A 26,060-nucleotide genomic window follows, 5' to 3' on the forward strand; every position below is an offset into this window, starting at 1 on the left:
TCCTCTAATTTTTTATCTTATTTTGATTCAGAAAGACGTTTTTTGAAGTAGAATGCTGCAAATCCGAATGCTGATACACCAGCTACTACAAAGACAATCGAACCAATACCACCTGTCATTGGTAATGAACCTTTGTGTTTATTGACAATCTCTACAGTTTGTTTATTGTCATATGAATTTTCATCTACTTTAAATTCAATTGGATTTTTTAATAAGACATAACCATCTGGTGCTTCAGTTTCCACTAAGTAGTATGTTCCAAACTCAAGACCAATTACTTCAAATTCACCATTTTTACCTGATGTGAAGATAGTTCCTTGATTTTTATCAATTGTCCAAGTGACTTCTTTAGTTGTTTCATTAACTACTGCATATTTATCTTTCTCTTCATTTTGAACAACAAATTTAGCATTTGCTAATGCTGTTTTTTTGTTATCTTGGTCAACTTTTTGGAACATTGCTCCACCTGTTTTAATAGTAACAGGATCTGTTTCATCAGTTAAGTCACCAGTTTCAACATTTGCTGTGTTTGTGTAGTCTTTACCTGGTACAGCTTTTTCATTTAAAAACATAAAATAATCAAAAGTTAAATGATTATTTGGTGTTAACTCTGTTAAGTAATCAGCGTTAATCTCTAATGTAAAACCTTTTTTATCTGCATCTTCTGTAATCGTATAGTTTTTTGTTGGGATTACTTTGCTTCCATCTTTTAATTCATAACCAAATTCTTTGTTTGCTACTTTTGACTCATTAACAAATGTTAATTCTTCACTATGTTTATCAATTAATTTATAGCTAGTATAGCGACGAGTTCCATCATCAAATGTATCTTGAATCCCTTGAGGAATTGTTGATTCAATGTTGTATTTAATTTTTTGACCAATTTCAACAGATTGATTATCTTTGTCAGATGACTTATCAACTTTTACTTTATCATTGATAACATCAACGTTAACAGTCGCAGCTTCTTCAGTAATCGTCACTTTATGATCTATCTCATCATTAATCATACTTGCATTGCTTGGTGCTTCAACCTCTGTAACAGTATAAGTGCCATAAGCTATTTCATTAATGACAATTTCACCTGTTCCTGCTTCTCCCACTTCAATCGTCTTATCTCCTGGTTGATAACTGTTACCGGTCACAAATTTAAAAGCTTTTGTTTCATCTGTAGACCACTCATAGATTCCGTCTTTAGCCCCAGAAATATAGAAAGTACGTGTTACTTCTTTTCCTTCTTCTTTATCTGTCACATCTTTAGAAACAATAAATTTAGCGCCATCTAAGGTTTCATTATGATCATAAGATGCTCTTTTTGTTATTTTTAATACTCCGCTATTAGAAATGACATTTTTAGGATATAAGTGAACCGTATCTAACTCTGTATCTGTATAATTTCCTTTGCTATCCATTTGATAGACTGGAAAAGCAACTACTAAGTTAGCTCCTTCTACAACTCCTGGAGTTTCTGATTCAATAATCAAATAAACAGCATCTTTTCCATTAATTTCTTTTTCTACGGGAAAAGTTAATTTTCCTTCAAAATCTGTTTTACCAGTTTTTAGAGCCTCACGACCATCAAGATCACTAAGTTCAAAACTTTGAATTCTTCTAATAGCTTCTTCTGATGTCATGCCTTTTCCTTTATTACCATTCGCTCTTAAATCATAAAATTCTGCCGTTGCGTCATAAATTTTAAACTCAATGTTTTCAAGAGCTTGATAATTGTCCTCAAACTCTTTCATAACATTCCCTGTATTTTGAATTTTGTCTGATGGTGATACCAACATTTGCTTCTTATGTAAAACAATTTCTGCTTTTCCCTCTGCTGCTTGAACCTGATTTCCTGGTATTAAAATACTGCAAATTCCTAATACCAATGTGGTGATACTCATAAATAGTAATGATAATGTTTTAGTTTTCTTCATGTTTTCTTTCTCCTTTAATTTTAATAATGACAATCGCAATCAACATCAGACTTCCTACTAAAAACAAGTAACTATCTTTAATCTCATTTGTTTTAGGTAAGTTACCTCCTGTTGACGGTTTATTAGGTGGAGTTGGTTGCTCTGGTTTTTCAGTTATTTTGTTTACAATTTTTAAGGGATAGTTCGACGTTTCTTGTAAACTATCTTTAGTTACTTCAAAAGAAACTGGTTGTTGATTTAGGATATATCCTGTTGGTGCTTGCGTCTCAATCAGTGAGTAATCACCATATCTTAAACCACTAACTACTAGCTCTCCTTGTTCATTTGAAATAAATTCAGTTGCCTGTGTTTTATCTTTTACCCATATTTTTTGTTTCTCTTTATTTTCTTTTAAATAGTATTTCTCTTTGTTCATAACAACAAACTTAGCATCAGCTAATTTTTTACTACTTTGATTCATATCGACTTTTACAAAGTGATAACCACCTGTTTCGATTTTCTCTTTGTCTTTTAACTTAAATCGATTGTCTGCTGTTAGCTCTACTATATTAACAAATTCACCTTGATTAGAATTTGCTTGATTTCCTCTTAATTCCATTTCATACGTAATACTAATCGTTTCTCCCACAAAATCACCTAGTTTTTGTGGATCAAATTGGATAGTAAAACCATGATCTCTTAATTCAGTAATGTCATAATAATCTGTTTGTGTTGCACCCTTAAGTGAAACTTTAATCGTTTCTTCTTTGCTACCTTTATCAACTAACCACAACGCTGGATCTGCTTCATCTTCTAGTTCGTAACTTTCGTATTGCAAGATGTCTTGTGGGATTGTTGTTTGAATGTTATAAGTGATTACCTCACCATAAGAATAACTTTCCTCTTTTTTTTCAATACTTTTCTCAAGAGTTGGCACGTCAGGAGTTTCTCGGTCATTTTTTATGTATAAATGAATACTTTCTAATTCTTGCTCTTCATCTCCAGACATCGGTAAAACAACAACCACTGGAAGTGAGTTCTCTTTTACATTACTTGGTCTATTGGTTTCTTTAATTAAATAAACGGCATCTTTTCCTTGCTGCTTTTTAGGTACTGTTACTGACAAAATCCCATCTTCTGAGTCAATCGTTTTAGTAATCCCTTTTACTACTAACTCTCTATCCTCTTTCAATTGACTCAGAAGACTTTGGCTTTCTTCAACAGTCTTACCAGAAGCTCTTAATTCATAAAAATCATCAGTCACATCATAAATTGAAAATTCAACCTCATTTAATCCAACTTGATTTTGTAATAATTCAAGTCCATCTGGATGGATACTCCCGTCATTTTCAATAATCAGCTCACTTGATGTATGACTATCCCCTAATAGTAATTTATGAATCACTAAATTAACTTCATTATCACTATTTTCTGCGCTAACCTGTAAGGTATCCATCTTAATGCTTAAGAGAAAAGCACACAAAAACGTAATAACTAATACATATTTTTTCATCTACTACACCTCACTCCTTTTAAATCTAATAAAGTAACTAAGTGAACCTAAACCTGTTAAACTACTTATTACTAGTGGAATAATAACTCCAGAACCACCTGTTTGAGGTAACATTTTTTTCTGTTCATTAAAAACAGTTACTGATAAGAGATTATTCTGACTATCCCACTTAACTTCATCTAGTTCTTTTCCAGTGTCCTTCTCAGTTACTAACCATTTATTCTGTTTGGTATCAAAACTTAAAACAATGTCTTGATCTAAAAGAATGTAGTCATTTGGTGCTTTTGTTTCTCTAATAAAGTAAGTTTCTTTAGTATCTAAATTAGGCACTGTAAACTTACCTTGTTCATCAGTTGTGTATTCAATTGCCTTATCTGGATTTTCTCCCTCTTTAAAGACTTTAAAAGAAACATCCTTAATAGCTTTCTTAGAATCTTTATCTTCTTTGATAACTTCCAATGTTGATTTAGTTCGTGGATTGACAATCCCTATCTCAATTCCACCTGATACTTTGTTATGTTTACTCACATCTTCTATTAATTCTACTTTTAGCGGGGATTTATTTCCCTCTCCATCAATTAAGTTAGCTGATAAACCGTCATCTGACATTTCTATTTTGTAAACAGTATCAACTTTATCATAGCCTGCTGGAGCTTCTAACTCACGTAGCTCATAAGTTTGTCCTTTAAACATGGGACCTGCACGAAAAATAATTTCACCATCTTTATCTGATGTTTCTATTCTCGGCTCATCTAAATCTCCACCAGATAATTCAAACTTCGCTCCTTTTAACGGATTACGATGCTCATCTACTTTGAAAAGCCACAAATTATATCTTTTTTCATTAACAATTTTTCCATCTAAACCATCAGGCCAAATCACTTGTAGATTGTCATCAACTTCAATAACAACATCTTCATGAAGCATGTATTGTCCTGGAGCATGAAATTCTTCTAGCACATACTTTCCAGGTGGAAAATCATAATTGAAAGTCACTTTTCCTTTAGAGTCTGATGTTTTAGTATCAAGTAGTTTCCCCTTATTTTCTGATTTGTTTTCATCATATTCATAAATCTTAAAAACTGCATTAGGCAGCGCCTTCTCATCTTGATTGACTTTATCAAACTCTATTTTTGTCGTATTAATTTTTGTTTTCACTGCTACATGGTTAGATTTCTGAGAAACTGTATCATCTGGATCATCACTATCAAAATAAGTAAAACTAGTTGAGGCCTGATTTATGACAAGTTGATTTGATTTAATATCTTCTGTTGCTTTTACTCTAACTCTTAGACTAAAATCTTCACCGTAATACTCTGTTCTTTTAGCTAACTCATTAATTTTTCTTGTTTGATTATCAGATAATCTCAGTGAAAATGACTCTTTGCCACTATAGTCATCTCTATCTAAATTTTCTAAGTCAATATGACTTCCATCTAAATTGTATAAGGTAAAAGGATGATCCGTTAGTACTACTCCCTCTGGTAATTTATCTTCAATTCTGTAACCAGTTGGTGAAATAACCCCATCGGCTCCAATATGAATTGTTTTTTGATTAATAAAATAATAAAATTCTTGACCTTTTTCGATATGTCTTTCTTCACGATTTGGTACACCTGATGTTAATTCATTAGCTCTATCTGGATCGTGGCCTTCCACCCGGTAGATATCTGGCACTTCAGATTGACCATTATCGATTTGGTAAATATCTAAATCATTATAATAACGTTGATTAAATCCTGATTCTTCACCAGTCGGATTGGCTGGTACATCGGTACTTGTATATTGTTGAATAGGTTGAACTGTTTTAATAGGAATTTTATGTTTATAAGGAGCATCTATTTTCGCACTGGAAAAAGCAAACCAAGCAACATTCCAATTTTTAGCTGTTCCAACTTTAAAAGTATTATCTGTTCCTGATAAATCATATTGAGCACTGGAGATATGAAAGTTATTTGAACCTAACCAGTCATCAAAATCATTATGACTTCCATAGTAGACATCGGAGTATGTTCTTTGTCGAATGTTATTATAATACTCGGTTGCATTTCCACGTTTAATCATCGTATCTCTACTGAGAAAAGCATCTTTCCCTGTTTCTTCCCTAACAAACTCTGGAGCTAGCCTATTATTGTAAGTATGACCGTTTAAAGAATTAAACGTCATCACAGATTCATATGCCTCATCGAAATTAACAAGTTCTCCTGTATCAGTGTAAAAAAACTCAAAATGCCAATCTGCTGCCGAGATGTTATTGTATACCATTCCAGAAAACAAAGTCGTAGAAATATCAATTATTGGAATACTATCCCAACTCCCTAATTTGGATCCTATAAGAGTACTTTTATCGATTGAATCAATTGTGACATTAGCTCCAATCTCATGTCTTTCTAAATCATCGTTTTCTATATATCCTACAACTGGATATTCAATTTTGACCACATAATCTAATAATCCATCCAGATCATTTGTTTCAGGAAATTCCATTAATATTTTGCCAGTTCCCTCTCCCTTTAAATAGTGATGAAAAAAACTGGTTCGAATGTCATCATTTCCTTGATATTGTGTTGATCTTCCATTCCAACGTAATCTTGTAATAGGAACATCCGCTCTTCTATCACGACCTTCCTTATCAGTTATCATAATTTTAATATCATCTACATCATTTCTTGCATCTTCGCTAATAACTAATCCGCTAAAACTATCTATGTCCAACTCCTCTTTTTCAGCATGCACAATTATTTCTGATGGTAAGATTATTAACATTGCCGTAAAAATGATTCCTATCAAATACTTAAAACCTTTCACCACATTTTCTTTTTGCATAAACTTACTTCACTCCTCTCATAAATCAAATAATTATTCATTCATTTTTTTATTACTGTTGAACCTATTCCGTTAAAATTATTTTTTGTTCATAAAAAACTTCTTTTTAATATCTTATTTATTAATTGTTTAACAAGTTATTTTTAACTAATTACAAGTAAAACAATGTTTATTGTTTATTAGAATGAAGTAAAAAACTAAAAATAATGAACTAGTTAATTAATTCGTAATTTAATAGTATCTATTTTTTATTATTTCGACAGTTCATTTTTTCTGCCATTGTTAAAAAATATGACCTAAGCTTTATGATCACTATTTTTTTAGCAACAAAAAAATAATTTTTTTGTTTTTTTTATTAATCAATATAATAAAAAAAGAGATAAATCTTCTCAGATTTATCTCTCTAAATTATTTTATTTTTCGATTGTAATGGATTAATAGTCAAAGCAACTAACCCTAATATAATACCAATATAATAAGTTACTATACGCCATAAAAAGATAGCTAATACAAGCTTTCCTTGGGCAAGGACAAAAGTACCAAACAATAAACTAAAACTATATTCTGCTCCACCAGTCCCTCCAGGAATCGGGAACAGAGATATAATCATAATAATAAAGGCATGAAATACAATTACTTTAAATGGATTTACTCCTTCAATATGTAAAGCTAACAATATAAAATACGGTACGATGTAATACACCAATAACTGCAATATCGTCATCAAACTTGTTTGTAACATTAATCTAGGAGAAGCTTTCATCACTTTACTTTGTTCGTAAAAGTTCTCTAATTTTTCCATGACTGTCACTTCATACTTAACAAGTTTCTTCCCTAGTTTGCCTTTTTTTAGAAGATTGAACGTTCCTAACACAATTTTTCTAGCTAGACTGTGCCAATACATCACTAAAAGCAAACAAAAAACTACGATAAAGTGAACGATAAAACCTAAGATTATCAAGTAAGATAATTTTTGAAAGTTCCCTGAGACCCAGTGAAAGCCAAATACTAAACAAATAACAAAATTCAGAACAACCCACACTTGATACACTACAAATTTCATTAACGAGACTGAAGCAGCAACACCATAATCAACACCAGATTTTCCTAAAGCCACAATTTGGGCTGGTTGTCCTCCTGTTGAAAAAGGTGTAATAGCATTAAATAGGTGCTGAATTAATGGAATCCGGTAAGCACTTTTAAAAGAGTATTCTGGGTTAGTTTTTCTTAAAAATAATTGGGTGATTTTGCCTTCAATTCCCCAGTGAATTAGCATAAATAGAATAGCTACGATTAGCCAAAACCAATTTACATGGGTAACTTCTAACAAAAATTCATTTAAATCTACCTGGCGTAGTTCATTCCAAATGACAAAAAAGCCAAGTAAAAAAACTAACACCAAAGAGATACTATTTTTTTTATTCATCATCTACCTCGTCGCTATTTTCTAAAAATTCGTAAAGAATCAAAAGCCTCATCTTCTGTTTCTTCCTCTTTTTCACTTACTTCATAAGTGCCAATTACGTCAGAATACAATTTTTCAACACTTAAACCAAACGCTTCACTTGAAATTTCAAATAACTTTTTATTTAATAATTCCTCGTTATGAGGATGATCTTCTTTTAAATAATTAACTAAACAACTTGAAAAATCCTCATCTGATTCAAAAGTGACACCTAAACTCAAATCATTAAATAATGGATTTAAATAATCATTTCCTTTAGCAACCACTTTTGTTTTCGCTGCCATAGCTTCTGTGTATGTCAGTCCTTGTGTTTCAGAAGATGAGGCACTAACAAAAACATCTGCAGCTTGATAGATAGGAGAAATTTCTTCATTAGGAATTTCTCCTGTGAAGATAACATATTTTCCTAAGTCTAATACTTCAGCTAATTCTTCCAAATCCTTTTTGTAAGGACCATTCCCAACAATTAACAACTTAACATTTGGACAGTCTTTAACAACCTCTGGCATACCGTTTAAAATAGCTTGAATGTTTTTTTCATAGGAAATACGACTGACAGACAATAAAAAGGTTTCATCCTCTTGAATGCCGTATTTTTCTCTCACCCATTCACTAGTTACAGACTCTTCTGGAATAAACTTAGACACGTCTATTCCTGTTGGGATTATATACTTCGGCGCTTCAATGTCATATTCTTCTAACTTATCTACAACTCTTTGACTAGGACAAACAATGGCATTCATATGAGCCATATAAAGTTTTGAAAATTGTTTAACATGCACAGGTCGAATTAACTTACCATTAGCAATGTAGTGTAAATAATCCTCATACATTGTATGGAAAGTATGAATACAAGGGATTTTTAAAGCTTTTGACACTTGCTTTCCTAAAAAACCAAGGCCAAATTCGGTGTGAGTATGAATAATATCTAATTCTAAATCCTTTGCCACGTAATAGGCGTAGAGCATACCACGAATAATAATTCGGCGTTCTTTAAAAGATATAAACGGCACACTAGGCATTCTAATAATGCGATTTTCTAACTCACGTACATTGGGATCTGTCGTTGTGAAAATATAAACCTCATGACCTAAGGCTTCTAACTCTTCTTTTAATGTTCTAATTGATGTTGAAACCCCACTGACCTGAGGAAAATAGGTATCTGTAAAAAAACCAATCTTCACAACTCTCGCCTCCCTTTATTTTTTACTGTATTTATTGTAATAATCATACCAAATTTTTGATACATTTTCTTTTGAATAATAAGCTCCAGCATCTCTCGATTTCTGACGATAAGGTTCTAATAAAGTTTTATCTATCTCAAATTCTCGAAGTGCTTTCTCCATATCCTCTTTATTATCTGTACTTATATATTTATCAGCAATGATTGAGTGATACAATTCTAAATCTCTTAGCATGATTGGTGTACCACTGTTAAACCCTTCTAAAATAGACATTGGGAATAACTCATTAAAAGATGGTAGTAAAAAGATATCTGCTATATTGTAATACTTAGCTAACTCGCTACGTTCAATGATACCAGTAAATTTTAAATTAGCTGGTGGGTTATCGTATACTTTTTTATAACGTTCATACCCATCAGTAATTTTACCAAATGAAAATCCTCCTGCCCATATAAATTCAATAGACGGATTATCTTGTGCTAGTTGAATAAAATCATCTAATCCTTTTCTTTGCTGAATCTGTCCAGCTCCAAGAACCACTAATTTTTTCTCATCAAATCCCGCTTCTTCACGAAGCTTTAACCTCTCAGCTAATGTGGCTTCATCAAAATCTTCTTTAGCTACAAAATTAGGAATATAAGTTACTTTACTTGTATCAATACCTGCTTCACCTAATTTTTCGATAAAAGAAGGATTAACCACAACTAATTGATCCATACGTTTATAAAAAGAAATAACGTAACGGTTAAATATCTTTTGAAAAGGACCAAATAAAGAAATACTACCTTCTAATGTCTCTGGTAAAAAATGAACGTACCCTATTCTAGTTCCACGTTTCTTTTTAAAAAAAGTAGATAGATAAAAAAGAGGATCCACTGTATGATAATGAGAAATATCAGCTTTTTTATATTTATTGATGCTTACGTCAAAGTCATTTTTAAATTCTTCTTGTAACATCTTTATTAATTCGTTATAGGCACTTCCTACTCCTTGGCCTTTAACTTTATCAGCAGAAGAAAACATATTAATCTTCAGCAATGACTTCACTCCTTCTTTATCACTATACTCGAAAAAAATGAGGGATACCTCCTACCTTAGTCCGAGTTTACAATATTTTATTATAGCATAAAACGACTAATTAAAAAATAAAAATACAAGTCAAAATTTAAAAGGATAACTTCTTATAAAAAACAAAAAAAGAAGCTAATCTAAAAAGATTAACTTCTTCAAACTTTAATAGTTATTTTGTGTACTCTTCTACTAATGCAACAACTTCTTCAGCTGTATCACATTCAGAAATAGCTTTGTTAGCTAACTCAGCCATCTTAGTAGTATCTAGACGTTTCATTAAGCTTCTAGTACGTAAAATACTAGTTGCACTCATTGAGAATTCATCTAAACCTAAACCAACTAATAATGGAACAGCAGTTTGATCTCCTGCCATCTCTCCACACATACCAGCCCATTTACCTTCAGCGTGAGCTGAATCAATAACGTTTTTAATTAAACGTAAGATTGCAGGATTATATGGTTGGTACAGGTAAGAAACGCGTTCGTTCATACGGTCTGCAGCCATTGTGTATTGGATTAAGTCGTTTGTTCCGATACTGAAGAAGTCCACTTCTTTAGCAAATCTGTCAGCAATAACTGCTGCAGCTGGAATTTCAATCATGATACCAACTTGGATATCTTCTGAAACTTCAACACCTTCAGCTACTAATTTAGCTTTTTCTTCTAATAACATTGCTTTAGCATCACGGAATTCTTGTAATGTTGCAATCATAGGGAACATAATACGTAAGTTACCGTATACTGATGCACGTAAAAGCGCACGCAATTGTGTACGGAACATAGCATCTTCTGCTAAACAGATACGAATAGCACGGTAACCTAAGAATGGGTTCATTTCTTCAGGGAATTTTAAGTATGGTAACTCTTTATCTCCACCGATATCCATAGTACGAACCACAACTGGTTTACCATTCATGCCTTCTAATACTGCTTTATAAGCTTCAAATTGATCATCTTCACTTGGGAAGTCTGGTGAATCCATGTAAAGGAATTCAGTACGGTATAAACCAACTGCTTCTCCACCATTGCCATTAACACCCTCTAAATCTTTAGGAGTACCAATGTTAGCTGCAAGTTCAATATGTTTACCATCAGCAGTTACTGTTTGAGCATTTTTTAATTTTTCCCATTCAGCTTTTAAATCAGCAAAAGCTTTAGCTTTTGCTTCAAAACTAGCAATTTCTTCAGATGTTGGATTAACAATTACATCACCTTCGCTACCATCTAAAGCTAAGAAATCACCTTCAGATACTAACTCAGTAATATTTTTTGTTCCAACAACAGCTGGGATTTCTAATGAACGAGCCATGATAGCTGAGTGAGATGTACGTCCACCAATGTTTGTTACAAAGGCACGAACGAAATTACGGTCTAACTGAGCTGTATCACTTGGAGTTAAATCTTCAGCAACAATGATAACTTCTTCGTTAATCATTGATAAATCTGGTAATTTAACACCTACTAAGTGACTCATCACACGTTTTGTTACGTCTTTAATATCAGCAGCTCTTTCTTGCATGTAAGGATTATCTTCCATGCTTTCGAACATACCGATAAACATATCTGTTACTTCTTTTAATGCAGATTCAGCGTTTACATTGTTATCCTTAATGTTTCCTTCTACAGCTCCAACTAATTCTGGATCTGAAAGAACCATTAAATGAGCATCAAATACTTGCGCTTCTTCTTCACCTAAACTTTTAGCAGCTTTATCACGAATTGCTTGTAATTCAACTGTTGATTGTCCAAGTGCATCAGTAAGACGGGCAACTTCTTGATCGACATTTTCAATTGATTTTTTTTCAAATGAAAGGTCTGGCTCAACTAAAAGATAAGCTTTTGCAACTGCAATCCCATCACTTACGGCAATACCTTTTAATTGCTTTGTCATTATTCTGATAAACCTTCTTTTTTCATTGTTTCTTCGATAGCTGCGATTGCTTCTACTTCGTCAGCACCTTCAGCTGAGATTGTTACGTCTGCTCCTTGGCCTACACCTAAAGACATAACGCCCATGATTGATTTTAAGTTCACTGATTTACCTTTGTATTCTAAGTTAATGTCAGAACTAAATTTACTTGCTGTTTGCACCAATAAAGTTGCTGGACGCGCGTGAATACCTGTATCTGCTACTACGTGAAAATCTTTTTTCTCCATAATAAATCATTCTCCTCTGTAATCGAATTTGATTTGAGGACCACTTAAATTAAAAGAATATTACCTTTTAAAAAAATGACCCTTTCAATGATAAAGAATACCATGTTTTTATTCACGAGACAACTTTTTTCATTCCAGAAAACGTTATCAGCTCGAACTTTATCATTATGTTCACTGGATCTTTCGATAAACAACTTTCCCACCTAATCCTGCTTCACCAACAATCTTGTTTTTTTCAGGATGATTTAGCCAAACTTCTCTAAATAATAAAAAATCTTGTTTTTCCACAAGAATTTCTTTTTCTTCTTCTTTTAAAAGAAGCTCTATTTTTTCAATATAAGGATTTTCCATTTCTCTACACTCCCTTTGACTCTTCTCATCTATTATATCACGACAACGATTTTAACAACATAATTTACTAACTAAAAAGAAGGTTAATTTCTTGAACTCCCACCATATTTTAAGCTATAATCTAGTTAAGGTCAAAAAAGGTCAATTAGATTTGAACCGAAAAAAATTTATAAGGAGCGTGAATGTATGCTGTGCCAAAATTGTCAAACTAACGAAGCTACAATTCATTTACACACAAGTGTTCAAGGTCAAAAGAGGCAAATCGATCTTTGTCAACAATGTTATAGACAAATCAAACAACAAGAAGATTTGGCGAACAGAGAACGCATGAGCCAAGACCCCTTTGGATTTGGTTCCCTAAATGATTTATTCCGTCAACTTCAAGAACAAAATAGACAACAACAACAAAATCAATCACAAACACCACCAACTCAATCAGGTAGAATGGGACCACCCTTGCCTCCAAATAATAATGGTTCTTCGCTGTTACAAGAATTTGGTGAGGACTTAACACAAGCTGCTAGGGATGGAAAAATTGACCCTGTTATCGGTCGGGACGAAGAGACAACTCGCGTGATTGAAATTTTAAATAGAAGAACTAAAAATAACCCCGTTCTTATTGGTGAACCTGGAGTTGGTAAAACAGCTGTCGTTGAAGGTTTAGCCCTAAGAATTGTAGAAGGTAATGTCCCCCAAAAACTTTTAAACAAAGAAGTTATTCGTTTAGATGTGGCTTCTCTTGTTCAAGGAACTGGAATCCGCGGGCAATTTGAAGAACGTATGCAACAATTAATCACTGAATTAAAAGAAAATACACATATCATTCTCTTCATTGATGAAGTTCATGAAATTGTTGGTGCTGGTAACGCTGGTGACGGAAATATGGACGCTGGAAACATTTTAAAACCTGCTCTTGCTCGTGGGGAGCTTCAAATGGTTGGAGCAACAACTTTATCGGAGTACCGTATTATTGAAAAAGATGCCGCTCTTGAAAGACGTATGCAACCTGTTCGAGTGGATGAACCTTCTGAGGAAGAAACGATTACAATTCTTAAAGGCATCCAAAAGAGATACGAAGACTTCCACCATGTCACTTATACAGATGAAGCTATCGCTGGAGCTGTGAAGTTATCTAATCGTTTTATTCAAGATAGATACTTGCCAGATAAAGCCATTGATTTATTAGATGAAACGGGTTCTAAAAAAAATTTAACCATTCAAGCCTTAGATCCTAAAGTCATAGAAGAACGACTTAAACATGCAGAACAACAAAAAGAAGCTGCTTCAAAAGAAGAAGACTTTGAAAAAGCCGCTTATTACCGAGATCAAGTCAAAAAATTAACTGACTTAAAAGAAAAACAAGTGGCCGATGAAGACATTCCGACTGTTACTATTCAAGACATGGAACAAGTCGTTGAAACAATGACTGGTATTCCAGTTGGTGAATTAAAAGAAAAAGAACAAACCCAAATGAAACATCTAGATTCAGATATCAAACAACATGTCATTGGGCAAGATGAAGCAGTTGATAAAGTAACTCGTGCTATTCGTCGTAATCGTATTGGTTTAAACAAAAAGAATCGTCCTATTGGTTCATTTTTATTTGTTGGCCCTACCGGTGTTGGAAAAACTGAGTTAGCGAAGCAACTTAGCTTTGAATTGTTTGGAGACAAAGACGCTATGATTCGTTTTGACATGAGTGAGTACATGGAAAAACACAGCGTTTCTAAACTAATTGGTTCTCCTCCAGGTTATGTAGGATATGAAGAAGCAGGACAATTAACTGAAAGAGTTAGAAGAAATCCATATAGTTTAATCCTTTTAGATGAAATTGAAAAAGCTCATCCAGATGTTTTACATATGTTCTTACAAATTTTAGATGATGGTCGTTTAACTGACGCTAAGGGACGCACAGTTAGTTTTAAAGATACCTTGATCATTATGACTAGTAATGCTGGAACTGGTGCTATTGAGGCTAGTGTAGGCTTTGGAGCAACAGTAGATGGTACGAGTCAGTCTGTTTTAGGGCAGTTAAAAGATTTCTTTAAACCAGAATTCCTAAACCGTTTTGACGGTATTATTGAATTTAAAGCTCTATCAAAAGAAAATCTACTTGAAATTGTGTCATTGATGTTAGCTGATGTTAATAACTTACTAAAAGATCAAAATATCTCGATTGAAGCAACTGATGACGTTAAAGAAAAATTAGTTGATTTAGGTTATGACCCTAAAATGGGAGCTCGTCCACTACGTCGAGTTATTCAAGAGCAAATTGAAGACCGAATAGCTGACCACTATTTAGACAATCCTAAGGAAAATGAATTAATCGCTATTTTAGAAGATGACACTATTTTAGTAAAAAACAATCAATAAATTTACAAATAATTTATTTTATATACAATTAATGAACAAAAAGAACTTTTTAGTTTCTAATCCTAAAATAAAAAACGTTATCTCACTTATTCCTGTTTTATTATGGTATAATTAAGGTGAGGAAAGAAACACAACTTAATAACGGTGAGAGGTGATTAGAATGAAATTAATCGATGTGACAAACAGTTATGCGACTCTTGTCTCAAAACAGTTAGAGAATACAGATGCTACTTACGTTAAAGTTTATTCTTTAGGAAAAACTTTGGTAGTTCATAGTATTGCTAAGACTCATATTGAAGTAGTCATTGTCAATAAAACACGAGAAGTTAAAGATTCTGAAGTTAAGCATGTTTTAGATGTCATTCTTAGCCGAGGTATTGACAGCTCCGATTTAAATATCATTCGAAGCAAAGGCCTCGTAGAGATTTCTATGGCAGTACCCGTTATCAAAAAAACTGTAGTATAGAAAAAAGAGTAAATCACTAGTGATTTACTCTTTTTCTATTTTATAATAATGTTTTTAACTCTACTTCAGGATACTTATCCGCAAACCAACGCATTGCAAATTGGTTTTCAAATAAGAATAACGGTTGATCAAAACGGTCTTTCGCTAAAATATTACGGCTAGAACTCATTTTTTCATCTAATTGCTCTGGCTCAATCCATCTAGCAATTTTAGATCCCATCGGCTCCATAATCACTTCTGTATTGTACTCACCTTGCATACGATGTTTGAATACCTCAAACTGTAATTGTCCTACAGCTCCAATGATAAAATCTTCTGTTAAATAAGTTTTGTATAACTGAATAGCTCCTTCTTGAACTAATTGATATAACCCTTTATAGAATGATTTTTGTTTCATCACGTTTTTAGCTGTAACACGCATAAATAATTCAGGTGTAAATGATGGTAATTCTTCAAATTCAATTTTATCTTTACCTGTAAAGATAGTATCTCCAATTTGATAGTTACCAGTATCATATAATCCAATAATATCCCCTGCAACAGCTTCCTCAACTTGTTCACGTGAGTCTGCCATAAATTGAGTTGAATTATTTAATTTTATTTTTTTGTTATCACGAGATAATTTAACATCCATACCACGCTCAAATGAACCTGAACAAATTCTAACAAAAGCAATTCTATCACGGTGAGCTGGGTTCATGTTAGCTTGAATTTTAAAGACAAATCCTGAAAAATCTTCGCTATATGGACTTACTGCCCCTTCATCTTTTGTTTTGTGAGCAGATGGAGCAGGTGCAAATTGTAAGAAAGTCTCTAAGAATGTTTCTACTCCAAAGTTAGTTAAAGCTGATCCAAAGAATACCGGTGTTAGCTCACCTTTAGCAATCTTTTCTTCAGAGAACTCATTACCAGCTTCTAATAATAACTCAGCATCACCTTGTACTTGGTCAAAGATTGATAACTGTTTTAAAGGATGATCGATTTCTAATTCCATATCATCATTTAAAGGTAAGTATCTCTCTCCGTCATATCTTTCAGGACGGTGGATTTCAACTCGTTTATTATAGATATCATATAAACCTTCGAATCCTTTTCCCATACCAATCGGCCAGTTCATTGGATAAGATTCAATTTCTAATACTTCTTCTAATTCTTCTAATAAATCTAAAGGTTCACGACCATCTCTATCTAATTTGTTAATAAATGTGAAAATTGGAATACCGCGCATACGACAAACTTGGAATAGTTTTTTCGTTTGTGCTTCAATCCCTTTAGCACTATCAATTACCATCACGGCACTATCCACAGCCATTAACGTACGATAAGTATCTTCCGAGAAATCCTCATGTCCAGGTGTATCTAAGATGTTGACACGTTTGTCATCAAAATCAAATTGCATCACTGAACTCGTTACTGAAATCCCTCTTTGTTTTTCAATATCCATCCAGTCAGATTTAGCAAAGTTCCCTGTTTTTTTCCCTTTTACAGTACCAGCACTACGAATCGCTCCACCAAATAAAAGTAATTGTTCTGTTATAGTTGTTTTCCCTGCATCCGGATGGGAAATAATCGCAAAGGTTCTTCTACGATCCACTTCATGTTGTTGATTAAAACTCATAATATTCTCCTCGTTCTAATAATTTATTTACTTAAGACTATGCTGTCAAAACTTTGCTTAGTATATCATGATTTACTAAACTATAAAAGTATTCCATTGTTGTTCTAACAATCTTTAAAACAGCATTTTAATTAATAAACACCTAAAAAAGAGAGCATTTATGCTCTCTTTAAAAAATTCTATGCTTCTTCTTTATCTTTATCGTTTAAGCCTTTCAAACGACGGTACTTTTCTTCTTCTGGTTCTTCTGGTTTTTCGTTTACTTTTACCTTGATTTCAAGAAGACGAGTGCCTTCTACTTTGTGAGTGGTTAAAGTGATGTGTTCCACATCAATAGATAAAGTTTCACCAATTTCTGGAATGACTCCTAAAGCAGTTATCACATATCCTGCCATTGTATCCACATCATTCATATCAAGTGAAGTTTCAAAAATATCATTAAAATCATCGATTGCCATCTTAGCTTTAATAATATATTCATTCTCACCAATGGTTTCATATAGCTCTTCAACTGTTGATTCATCTGACTCATCATCAATTTCACCAACAATTTCTTCTAGTAAATCTTCTAAAGTAACTAAACCAACTACACCACCATACTCATCTAATAAAATAGCCATATGGTTTTGAGTTCTTTTTAATTCAATCATTAAGTCATCAATAAAAATTGTTTCAGGAACAAACAACGGTTCATGAATGACTTTTAATAAATCTAAGTTTTCAAATCCTGATTTTCTTGCTTCTTTAAGCAGGTTTTTCAAATGTAAAATACCGATTACGCGGTCTTTATCATCATCATATACAGGAATACGTGAGAAATTATCGGATAAAACTTTATCGATATTTTCTGAAGCGTCATTATGGATGTTAATCATAAAAGCCTCAGTACGAGGAACCATGACTTCACGAGCCAAAGTGGTATCCATATCGAAAATACCTTTAACCATTCCTAACTCATCTTGATCTAACACACCTTCATTAGTCAAGATATAGGCCATTTCTTCACGAGTCATTTTTTCATTTTCATCGTCAAATTTCATTGGTGTGATACGGCTAATAAAGTTTGTTGAAGCCGATAACAACCAAACAAATGGTTTCATTATGATACTCAATAAACGAATCGGTCCCATTACAATCTTGGCTACCTCTTCTGGTTTATTAAGAGCAATTCGTTTTGGATATAGTTCTCCAAATACAATAGATATGTAAGTCAATAATATCAAAACAATTAACTGTGATGCTTGTTTGGCCCAAGTAACATCACCAAAAAGTGGTGCTAACTTTCTTGCAAATGAATTTGCTAAGGAAGCCCCTTGTAAAAGGGTTACTAAGGTAATACCAACTTGAATCGTTGATAAAAACATACCAGAATCATTGATAAGTCTAAGTAATTTAATTGAGGTTTTATCTCCCTCATCGGCTTTTGCCTCTACTCGACTTTTATTGACCGAAACAACGGACATTTCTGCTGCTGCAAAGAATGCATTTAACAGCGTTAATACTACTAATATAATCACATTGATTAAAATAGACTGACTATCAGGGTCAGCGTTCATAAGCTTGTTCTCTCCTAACATAAATTTAAAGTTATTGTCCTTAAACAATTACTCTGAAATCGTATCATAAAACTAGGGTTTTGACAATTACTCAGACTCTATTTTTTCGTCTGGTAAAGTTTCTGAAATTTGCTGTTTACTTGTCTTACTTAATTGATACATATCAAAGACATAAACAAAGATTGTCTTACATACTGCATAAAAAGGCACCCCTAAAATCATTCCTAAAAGACCAGCAATATTTCCTGCGACTAACAAAATAATGATAATTGTTAATGGATGGATATCTAAACTCTTACCAATAACATTTGGATAAATAATATTGCCATCAATTTGTTGAACAATTAATACGACAATACAAGCGAAAACTGCTTGCCAAGGATCAGTAAATACTGTTACTAATACTGCTGGTGCTAAACCGATATATGGTCCGATGTAGGGAATCATATTCGTTAATCCCGCCATAACACCAAAAAGGAAAGCATAATCAATACCAATAATCATATATCCAACACTTGTACCAACAGCAACGAATAAACACTCAATCATTTGACCACTAATATACTTTTCAATAGTTTCACTCATTTTTTTAAGTAAGCCAACCATCTCTCCCTTATGCTTAGCAGGGAAATAACGCTCAATAGCAGGGACTAATTTATGACCATCTTTTAACATATAAAATAGAATGAAAGGAACTGTTACAACTAACATCACAATTCCAGCAACTGAAGAAACAATTGAACCAATACCTGAGCTTAGTCCGTTAATAGTTGTCTGAACCACATTACCTATTGAGATGTTCCATTTGTCTAGATAAGACTGAAAATCAATGTTTTGTAACATTGGATGACGACTCATCTCATTCGCCCATCCTTCTACTTCTTTAATAAAAGCAGGAGTTGCTTTAGTTAATGAGACAAGCTGTTTAATCAAACTAGGGATAATAGAGGAAATCGAAACTACAATAATCCCAACTAATAATAGAAGAACAATTGTTGATCCCCATGTTTTACTAATCCCTTTTTTCTCTAAGAACGTGACGATAGGCTTAAAACAATAAAATAGAAAGCCTGAAATTAATATAGGTGAAAACATGGTTGTAAACATTGTGCCTATAGGTTTGAAAATAAAACTTATTTGAGTTCCTACTAATATAAGAGCTGCAATAACTAATAGCTCTATTGACCAAAATAGTAGCTTAGAATCTTTAAATCGATTGTACATGTCATTCCTCCAACAATTCTTTTTCCAAAAAATATATTTGGTTTATCTAATTACTCTATAGTATAATATAATCTAACAAAAATTGCTTTTGTTATATAAATATTTATCATTTTTTTATTAGGAGTGTTGCAGATGATCACTATAGAAGAAACTGTTGATTTATCCTCATCAATCTATGATGATGCTATAACTTTAAGAAAAGAAGTGTTTGTTTTAGAGCAACGAGTCCCAATTGAACTTGAGCTAGAAAGCGAAGAAAAATGTATTCATTTTGTTTTATATGCGAATAAGGAACCACTTGCAACTGTCAGACTATTTCCTAAATCAAATGGGCTTTATAAAGTACAACGTATGGCTGTTAAACATGAAGCTCGTAAAAAAGGATTTGGTCGCGATATTATGATTTACGTTGAAGAATTTGTTAAAAAAAATAATGGCACTGAGTTAGTATTAGGGGCACAAACTCACGCTATCCCATTCTATCAACGTTTAGGTTATGAGACTTTTGGAGATGAGTACTTAGATGCTGGCATCCAGCACTTTGACATGAAAAAATTGGTATAAATAAAGGAGAAAAGAAATGAAAAAAAGGTTAGGAACATTAGTTGGGGTAACATGTGCTTTATTTGTGTTAACAAGTTGTGGTAGTACTCCTCAAGATGAATTTGTTAAATACATGGAAGGGCAACAAAAACAAACAGAAGGCACTTATGACTTCAAATTTGCTATTAAAGAACTTGATTTAGCTTCAAGTCCTGAAACGGCTAATAACCCAATGATGGGCATGATCGCTACTCAATTAAAAGACATGTCAGTGACAGGTACGATGAAATCAAATACTAAACAAGATAATGCTTTTTCAATGGACATGAAAATTAACGCTCTAGGCATGGAAATCCCTGTTAATATGATGGGAAGTTTTGGTAAAGAACCTAAAATGTACATGGCAACAGACATCATGGAATACTTTATGACAATCGTCAGTTCAATGTCAGGAATGGACATGACTGCAGGTACTGATTATAGTAAATTAAAAGGTAAATACATGGATGTTTACGCAATGGATGACACAATGGATCAAGCTGCTTGGGCTGATATGGTAAAAGATCTTGAAAAAGCTCAAAAAGACCAAGAAAAGTTAAATAAAAAAGTCATTGAATTTATGAAAGGCTTAGACAAAAAGTCATTCACTAAAGAAAAAGACGTTATTTCTCACACATTTACAGACAATGAAATTGTTGAATTATTAAAAGTCGTTAGTGAAGATTCAGAAGCTGATATGACAGATGTTAAAGATGCTTTTAAAGAATTTGATAAAGTAGCTATTAAAGTTGATTTAGATACTAAAGCTGATAAAACAAGCATGGTAATTGACATGGCTCCTAAAGCAGCTGTTGCTGAAACAGCTGGCTTCAAATCTATCTCTTTATTATTTGAAGGTACTTTAAAAGATAAAAAAGCTGAGATTGTATTCCCTAAAAAAGAAGACATCTTAACTCAAAAACAAATGGAAGAAATCTTCCCAGAAGCACCTGTTACAGGACTTCCAACAGCTATTACTGACGAAGAATTTACAGAATTAAAATCTGCTTTAGAAGAAGCTAAAGGCTCAATTGATGAAGCAACTAAAAAAGAATTATTAGCAACATATAAAGATTTCTTAACAGAAGCACAATACAAGGAAATTGAAGCCTTACTAAAATAATAAAAAAAGAGACTGACCTTAGTGGCCAGCCTCTTTTTTTATTATTTTTTCTTACGTGCATGACTAGATAACATTACTGTCTTCTTGATAATTGTTGATAACGCTTATGCCAGACTTCAATATATTCGTCTGAAAACGGTCCCTTTTTATTGTTAATCCAATCTACCAATATTTTGACATTTTCCTTCAATACATAGTCGATTTCATCTGGATATTCCATCTCTTTACTGTGGGCTTCATACTCATCCACATCTAAAAGACGTTTTTCCCCATCAGGAAAAACTTTGATATCCAAATCGTAATCAATGTATTTCAGTGCTTCTTCATCTAAAACATAAGGTGAAGCCAGATTACAATAATAAGAAACGCCTTTATCGCGAATCATTGCAATTATATTGAACCAATATTTTGTATGGAAATACAAAATCGCTGGTTCTCGCGTCACCCAACGTCTACCATCGGATTCTGTCACTAAAGTGTGATCATTCATGCCGATAATTGAGCATTCACTGGTTTTTAAAACCATTGTGTCACGCCAAGTACGATGTAAACTCCCGTCATGCTTGTAACTTTGGATCGTTATAAACTCTCCTTCTTTAGGTACACGCATTCTTGTTACCCTACTTTCTTTGGTTTGAAACCAATTTTTTCGCTAGGGTGTTCATTACACCAATATCACAATTATTATAGCATAACTAAATCACGTTGATAACTATTTCTTTACTAAATCTCCTAAGAGATTGACCATCTTTTGTTGTGGCTTTGGAAAAACAAGTGTTTCGAAATCTGCAAAACTAACCCACTCTTGATTCTCTTTCAATACATAATCCTCATCAGCTGTTAAAAAACCATAAGCTAATAAGATATGCCATTTACGGTGGCTAAAAATATGAGTTACTTCTCCTAATGGTTGTTTCTGCCAAACAACTTTTGGAGAGCTTATAATTAAATTATCTAAGAAAATACCTGATAATAATTCGTTACCTTCAGCAACAAAATCAAATAAATTCCATTCTTTTTTATCTTCTTTATAAGCTTCCCATTCTTGATTCATAGCCTCATAAACTTTTTTATCTGCTTCAACTAAGGGGAAAGTCCACATATTAGCTAAAAGTCCCTCACTTGGCCTTTTTTCTAATAGAAATTCACCCCTAGTATTTCTAATAGCTAAACCTAAATAATGGAGATGAACGGTTTTTATTTTCTTTTTCTTTACTGGAAACTCTTCTAAGCGACCTTGCTTGTAAGCTTCATATAAATCTTTTAAAGGATCTATTTCAATTTTCGGTGACGTTGGCGTACAAATAGTTGCTCCTAAATCCATCAGTGCTTGATTAAAATCCCCTGGTCGTTCATGACAAATTGTTTCTCTTACCTTTTGTTCAAATATTTTGCGTGATTTTGGATCTGCAATATCATCTTCAATACAAAACAAACGACTATAAACCCGCATCACATTTCCATCAACAGCTGGCTCTGGTAGATTAAAAGCAATACTAGCAATCGCACCAGCCGTATACGGTCCGATTCCTTTTAAGCTTAATAAATCTTTTAAATTATCTGGCATTTGTCCGTCAAATTTCTCCACCATTGTTTTTGCTGCTTCTTGCATATTGCGAACTCTCGAATAATAACCTAGACCTTCCCAAGCTTTCAACAACTTATCTTCTTCAGCTTCTGCTAAATCTTGAATCGTTGGAAACCACTCTAAAAATCGGTGAAAATACGGTATAACTGTAACGACTTGAGTTTGCTGTAACATAATCTCTGATACCCAAATTCGGTAAGGATCTTTATTTTCACGCCAAGGAAGAAGTCGTTTCTCTTGGTCGTACCAAGCTAGTAACTTATCACGCATTTCTTGTTTTTTCTCTTCAGGCCATTTAATAACTTCTTTACTCATCTTCCATCTCTTTCTCTTCTATATAACGATTAATTAAATCAAAATCAAATCCTTTTTGAAATAAGGATTGTTTCATTTTTTGATTTCTTTTACTTCTATCTAGTCTTTGATGTTTACGCCATAGTTTATCCCCTTGAGCAACTATCAAATCCCACTCTTCATCATCATCTTTTTCAACTTCTAAATTAGACATCACTAAATTAATCACATCACCGCTATAACCTTTAGCAAATAAATGTTGTCTGACCTTTTGAAGTTGTTCTTTGTGACTTTTACTTTGATATTTTCTAAGAGCCTTTTCTGCTAATCTATTAGCTGCTTCTTCTTGATCATCAAAAACAAACAAACCTAAGGCTTTCTCAATGTTTTCTTCTGAAATGCCTTTTTTAAAAAGCCCTTGTTTAATCTGTTGCGGCCCCTTATCTTGGGTCTTCATCACTGTTCGGACGTAACTCTCAGCAAATACTAAATCATTTAATAAATTTAACTCTCTTAATTTAGGAATCACATAATTAATTCCTTCTTGAGAAATTTCTTTTTTCTTTAAATGATCTTTAATTTCTTTTTCAGAGCGAAGTTGAAAATTTAAGAATGACAAAGCCATTTGATAACCAATATCTAACTCAGCTTCTTTTTCAATCTCTCTTAAAGCTTCAGAACTAATTTCTTCTCCTTTAAGTAATCTATGTCGAACTAAAGTATCTTCTGAAACTCTAATTTTAGTACCACTCTCAGTAATTAAAGAGTAATAGCTATTTTTTAATTTACGTATTGATTTAATCTTTTCCATCTATATTCACCCTCTATTTCTGAATCGTCTTTACTATATCATATTACTATTTTTTCATCTAAAGAAAGGTAATCAAAAAGAGAATGACTCAACAACAGCCATTCTCAATTTCTTTTATTTTTTCTTTTTTGTCTCTTCTTCTTTACGAATGCGGTCGCTTAAATCTAAGATGAGCTCTTTCATCTCGTCTTTAATTTGAGGATGTTTTAAACTATACTCAATACTCGTCTTCATAAAGCCAAATTTATCTCCAACATCATATCTTGTCCCTGTAAATCTATGGGCAAATACGCGTTGTGTTTTATTAAGAGTATCAATGGCATCTGTTAGTTGGATTTCATTCCCTGCACCTGGTTTTTGATTTTCTAAGATATCAAAAATTTCAGGTGTTAACAGATAACGTCCAATAATAGCCATATCACTTGGTGCATCTTCAACTTTTGGTTTTTCAACAAAATTTAATACGTTGAATAAATCTTTCTTAACTTCGCCACCTGGATTAATGATGCCGTATTTATCCACATCTTCATGAGGAACATCCATCACAGCAATCGTTGACGCATGTGTTTTTTCGTAATTATTAATTAATTGTTTTGACAATGGAATTTTATCTTCCATTAAATCGTCACCCAACATAACAATAAAAGGTTCACTACCCACAAATGATTTTGCTTGAAGTACTGCATGTCCTAAACCTAATGGATGTGACTGACGAATAAAATGTAAATTAAGTCCTGTTGTTTCAGTCACTAATTTTAGTAAATCTTCTTTGCCTTTTTCTTTTAAATTCATTTCAAGCTCTAAATTTGAATCAAAATGATCTTCAATTGGGCGTTTAGCTTTCCCAGTAACAATTAATATATCTTCAATCCCTGAAGCAATGGCTTCTTCTACAATAAATTGAATAGTAGGCTTATCTACAATTGGTAACATCTCTTTAGCCATAGCTTTAGTTGCTGGTAAAAATCTTGTCCCTAGTCCTGCTGCTGGAATAACTGCTTTTCTTACTTTCTTCATACGAGCCTCCCAATAAAGGTAATATTTATTTAATAAATTGCTTAATATAACAATGAAACTGCATTTAGTTTAACATACATCCCCTATTTTGATAAGTATACAACACACAAAATAGGCTATAAAATAAAAAGAGAATGACCTTAAATGTCACTCTCCCTTTTATAGCTATCTTATTTTTGACAATCAGCGTATTTATAAACTGTCCCAACAGACACACCACATAACTCAGCTGTATCTTTAAGGGTATAATTTTTATCTAAACGAAGATGTCTCATTTTCTGGATATTATCTTGCCCAGTTTTAGGTCTACCCGCTTTTTTAGAATAAACATCTGACTTGATTTTTTTATCTCTGACGACAGATTGATTTTCATTATTGATATCAAAAATAAATTCCATAAACTCTTCGCTAGTCAAAGAATTAAAAATTTCTTCTTTATTTAGAATAATTAAATCTATGCTTTTTTCTTTTATTTTTTTAAAAAATGTAGCTAATTCTGAAAGCGTTCTATACAAATTGGATAAACTATAAACGATTAATCTATCACCAAAAGTTAAATCTTCTACTATATGGTTAAGAGAACGTGATATATTCTCACCACTTCTATCTCCACTAGGTACATCAATTAAAATACTTGTTACATTTTTTTTAATTAAATCTCTATATTGTTCCGTTGTAATATCACCATTAATATAAGCTAAAGTATGCATAAATAAAACTCCTCTCATTACTTTTTATCTTTTTATTATATGCGTTGTTTTTATAAATTTACTTTTATATTCATCAGTAATTAATTTATATACTTATACCTGAATAATTCATAGCTTTAATTCTTTGGTACATTTTATTGAAATATGTATCACTAATATCCCTATCAACTGATTTTGACTAAAAAGTTACTTCAAACATTCACTGTTCAAAAATATTGAGGAAT

General features: G+C 32.7%; 21 protein-coding genes. 4 read left to right on the top strand and 17 right to left on the bottom strand.

The features are described 5' to 3' along the window. Positions 1–17: 17 nt before the first annotated feature. The 9 genes from ACODH8_RS08095 to ACODH8_RS08135 all read right to left on the bottom strand — a co-directional run bounded on the left by ACODH8_RS08095 (position 18) and on the right by ACODH8_RS08135 (position 12,474). Positions 18–1,928, bottom strand: a complete 1,911-nt coding sequence (locus tag ACODH8_RS08095) for a SpaH/EbpB family LPXTG-anchored major pilin (protein ID WP_332466318.1) — start codon at positions 1,926–1,928, stop codon at positions 18–20. Next, positions 1,915–3,420: a SpaH/EbpB family LPXTG-anchored major pilin gene (locus ACODH8_RS08100; protein ID WP_332466319.1), complete on the bottom strand. Its 1,506-nt coding sequence runs from the start codon at positions 3,418–3,420 to the stop codon at positions 1,915–1,917. Before ACODH8_RS08100 ends, ACODH8_RS08095 begins: the two co-directional genes overlap by 14 nt. A gap of 3 nt (positions 3,421–3,423) precedes the next feature. After that, the gene (locus tag ACODH8_RS08105) at positions 3,424–6,246 is read right to left on the bottom strand and encodes a SpaA isopeptide-forming pilin-related protein (RefSeq protein ID WP_332466320.1); all 2,823 of its coding nucleotides are present in this window, start codon (positions 6,244–6,246) and stop codon (positions 3,424–3,426) included. A gap of 403 nt (positions 6,247–6,649) precedes the next feature. Further along, positions 6,650–7,672, bottom strand: a complete 1,023-nt coding sequence (locus ACODH8_RS08110; RefSeq protein WP_332466321.1) for a lysylphosphatidylglycerol synthase transmembrane domain-containing protein — start codon at positions 7,670–7,672, stop codon at positions 6,650–6,652. A 14-nt stretch (positions 7,673–7,686) separates the two neighbouring features. After that, entirely contained in the window at positions 7,687–8,895 is a 1,209-nt protein-coding gene (locus ACODH8_RS08115) for a glycosyltransferase family 4 protein (protein ID WP_332466322.1), read from the bottom strand. A 15-nt stretch (positions 8,896–8,910) separates the two neighbouring features. Next, entirely contained in the window at positions 8,911–9,933 is a 1,023-nt protein-coding gene (locus tag ACODH8_RS08120; protein ID WP_332466323.1) for a glycosyltransferase family 4 protein, read from the bottom strand. A gap of 202 nt (positions 9,934–10,135) precedes the next feature. Continuing rightward, on the bottom strand, positions 10,136–11,857 hold the full coding sequence (gene ptsP, locus ACODH8_RS08125) for a phosphoenolpyruvate--protein phosphotransferase (protein WP_332466324.1): 1,722 nt from the start codon (positions 11,855–11,857) through the stop codon (positions 10,136–10,138). Next, a complete protein-coding gene (locus ACODH8_RS08130) occupies positions 11,857–12,123 on the bottom strand; it encodes a phosphocarrier protein HPr (protein ID WP_332466325.1) in 267 nt (88 codons plus the stop codon). The genes ptsP and ACODH8_RS08130 overlap by 1 nt, the downstream gene beginning before the upstream one ends. Before the next feature lie 171 nt (positions 12,124–12,294). After that, positions 12,295–12,474, bottom strand: coding sequence for a hypothetical protein (locus tag ACODH8_RS08135; protein ID WP_332466326.1), 180 nt, complete (start codon positions 12,472–12,474; stop codon positions 12,295–12,297). A gap of 186 nt (positions 12,475–12,660) precedes the next feature. Here ACODH8_RS08135 and ACODH8_RS08140 point away from each other — a divergent pair, with 186 nt between their 5' ends. Together ACODH8_RS08140 and ACODH8_RS08145 are read left to right on the top strand one after the other, a co-directional pair. Continuing rightward, on the top strand, positions 12,661–14,847 hold the full coding sequence (locus ACODH8_RS08140; protein ID WP_332466327.1) for an ATP-dependent Clp protease ATP-binding subunit: 2,187 nt from the start codon (positions 12,661–12,663) through the stop codon (positions 14,845–14,847). 160 nt (positions 14,848–15,007) lie between these two features. After that, positions 15,008–15,313, top strand: coding sequence for a DUF1827 family protein (locus ACODH8_RS08145; RefSeq protein WP_332466328.1), 306 nt, complete (start codon positions 15,008–15,010; stop codon positions 15,311–15,313). Positions 15,314–15,353: 40 nt separating this feature from the next. Here ACODH8_RS08145 and ACODH8_RS08150 read toward each other — a convergent pair whose 3' ends face one another. The 3 genes from ACODH8_RS08150 to ACODH8_RS08160 all read right to left on the bottom strand — a co-directional run bounded on the left by ACODH8_RS08150 (position 15,354) and on the right by ACODH8_RS08160 (position 19,711). Further along, positions 15,354–16,931: a peptide chain release factor 3 gene (locus ACODH8_RS08150; RefSeq protein ID WP_332466329.1), complete on the bottom strand. Its 1,578-nt coding sequence runs from the start codon at positions 16,929–16,931 to the stop codon at positions 15,354–15,356. Positions 16,932–17,110: 179 nt separating this feature from the next. Further along, a complete protein-coding gene (locus ACODH8_RS08155; RefSeq protein ID WP_332466330.1) occupies positions 17,111–18,487 on the bottom strand; it encodes a hemolysin family protein in 1,377 nt (458 codons plus the stop codon). Positions 18,488–18,574: 87 nt separating this feature from the next. After that, positions 18,575–19,711 carry an AI-2E family transporter gene (locus ACODH8_RS08160; protein ID WP_332466331.1) on the bottom strand — a complete coding sequence of 379 codons (1,137 nt, stop codon included), beginning with the start codon at positions 19,709–19,711 and terminating at the stop codon, positions 18,575–18,577. 132 nt (positions 19,712–19,843) lie between these two features. Between ACODH8_RS08160 and ACODH8_RS08165 the strand changes: the two genes are divergently transcribed. Further along, positions 19,844–20,275, top strand: coding sequence for a GNAT family N-acetyltransferase (locus ACODH8_RS08165; protein WP_332466332.1), 432 nt, complete (start codon positions 19,844–19,846; stop codon positions 20,273–20,275). 16 nt (positions 20,276–20,291) lie between these two features. Further along, positions 20,292–21,416 carry a hypothetical protein gene (locus ACODH8_RS08170; protein ID WP_420517662.1) on the top strand — a complete coding sequence of 375 codons (1,125 nt, stop codon included), beginning with the start codon at positions 20,292–20,294 and terminating at the stop codon, positions 21,414–21,416. A gap of 73 nt (positions 21,417–21,489) precedes the next feature. Here ACODH8_RS08170 and ACODH8_RS08175 read toward each other — a convergent pair whose 3' ends face one another. From ACODH8_RS08175 to ACODH8_RS08195, 5 genes are all read right to left on the bottom strand, one after another. Next, a complete protein-coding gene (locus ACODH8_RS08175) occupies positions 21,490–22,026 on the bottom strand; it encodes a DUF402 domain-containing protein (protein ID WP_332466334.1) in 537 nt (178 codons plus the stop codon). A gap of 102 nt (positions 22,027–22,128) precedes the next feature. Continuing rightward, positions 22,129–23,319, bottom strand: a complete 1,191-nt coding sequence (gene mutY, locus ACODH8_RS08180; RefSeq protein WP_332466335.1) for an A/G-specific adenine glycosylase — start codon at positions 23,317–23,319, stop codon at positions 22,129–22,131. After that, positions 23,312–24,109: a recombination regulator RecX gene (gene recX / locus ACODH8_RS08185; RefSeq protein WP_332466336.1), complete on the bottom strand. Its 798-nt coding sequence runs from the start codon at positions 24,107–24,109 to the stop codon at positions 23,312–23,314. Before recX ends, mutY begins: the two co-directional genes overlap by 8 nt. Positions 24,110–24,223: 114 nt before the next feature. Beyond that, positions 24,224–25,126, bottom strand: coding sequence for a UTP--glucose-1-phosphate uridylyltransferase GalU (gene galU / locus ACODH8_RS08190; protein WP_332466337.1), 903 nt, complete (start codon positions 25,124–25,126; stop codon positions 24,224–24,226). A gap of 170 nt (positions 25,127–25,296) precedes the next feature. After that, on the bottom strand, positions 25,297–25,836 hold the full coding sequence (locus ACODH8_RS08195) for a recombinase family protein (RefSeq protein WP_332466338.1): 540 nt from the start codon (positions 25,834–25,836) through the stop codon (positions 25,297–25,299). Positions 25,837–26,060: the final 224 nt, after the last annotated feature.

Origin of the sequence: Vagococcus fluvialis, assembly GCF_048815235.1 — a bacterium.
Classification (GTDB): Bacteria; Bacillota; Bacilli; order Lactobacillales; family Vagococcaceae; genus Vagococcus.

Coding starts and splice junctions, on each gene's coding strand:
- ACODH8_RS08175 (WP_332466334.1), bottom strand. CDS start 22,026: ATGCGTGTACCTAAAGAAGGAGAGTTTATAACGATCCAAAGTTACAAG.
- ACODH8_RS08095 (WP_332466318.1), bottom strand. CDS start 1,928: ATGAAGAAAACTAAAACATTATCATTACTATTTATGAGTATCACCACA.
- ACODH8_RS08150 (WP_332466329.1), bottom strand. CDS start 16,931: ATGAGTTTTAATCAACAACATGAAGTGGATCGTAGAAGAACCTTTGCG.
- ACODH8_RS08110 (WP_332466321.1), bottom strand. CDS start 7,672: ATGAATAAAAAAAATAGTATCTCTTTGGTGTTAGTTTTTTTACTTGGC.
- ACODH8_RS08135 (WP_332466326.1), bottom strand. CDS start 12,474: ATGGAAAATCCTTATATTGAAAAAATAGAGCTTCTTTTAAAAGAAGAA.
- ACODH8_RS08170 (WP_420517662.1), top strand. CDS start 20,292: ATGAAAAAAAGGTTAGGAACATTAGTTGGGGTAACATGTGCTTTATTT.
- ACODH8_RS08100 (WP_332466319.1), bottom strand. CDS start 3,420: ATGAAAAAATATGTATTAGTTATTACGTTTTTGTGTGCTTTTCTCTTA.
- ACODH8_RS08145 (WP_332466328.1), top strand. CDS start 15,008: ATGAAATTAATCGATGTGACAAACAGTTATGCGACTCTTGTCTCAAAA.
- ACODH8_RS08165 (WP_332466332.1), top strand. CDS start 19,844: ATGATCACTATAGAAGAAACTGTTGATTTATCCTCATCAATCTATGAT.
- galU (WP_332466337.1), bottom strand. CDS start 25,126: ATGAAGAAAGTAAGAAAAGCAGTTATTCCAGCAGCAGGACTAGGGACA.
- ACODH8_RS08160 (WP_332466331.1), bottom strand. CDS start 19,711: ATGTACAATCGATTTAAAGATTCTAAGCTACTATTTTGGTCAATAGAG.
- mutY (WP_332466335.1), bottom strand. CDS start 23,319: ATGAGTAAAGAAGTTATTAAATGGCCTGAAGAGAAAAAACAAGAAATG.
- ACODH8_RS08195 (WP_332466338.1), bottom strand. CDS start 25,836: ATGCATACTTTAGCTTATATTAATGGTGATATTACAACGGAACAATAT.
- ACODH8_RS08155 (WP_332466330.1), bottom strand. CDS start 18,487: ATGAACGCTGACCCTGATAGTCAGTCTATTTTAATCAATGTGATTATA.
- recX (WP_332466336.1), bottom strand. CDS start 24,109: ATGGAAAAGATTAAATCAATACGTAAATTAAAAAATAGCTATTACTCT.
- ACODH8_RS08140 (WP_332466327.1), top strand. CDS start 12,661: ATGCTGTGCCAAAATTGTCAAACTAACGAAGCTACAATTCATTTACAC.
- ACODH8_RS08105 (WP_332466320.1), bottom strand. CDS start 6,246: ATGCAAAAAGAAAATGTGGTGAAAGGTTTTAAGTATTTGATAGGAATC.
- ACODH8_RS08130 (WP_332466325.1), bottom strand. CDS start 12,123: ATGGAGAAAAAAGATTTTCACGTAGTAGCAGATACAGGTATTCACGCG.
- ptsP (WP_332466324.1), bottom strand. CDS start 11,857: ATGACAAAGCAATTAAAAGGTATTGCCGTAAGTGATGGGATTGCAGTT.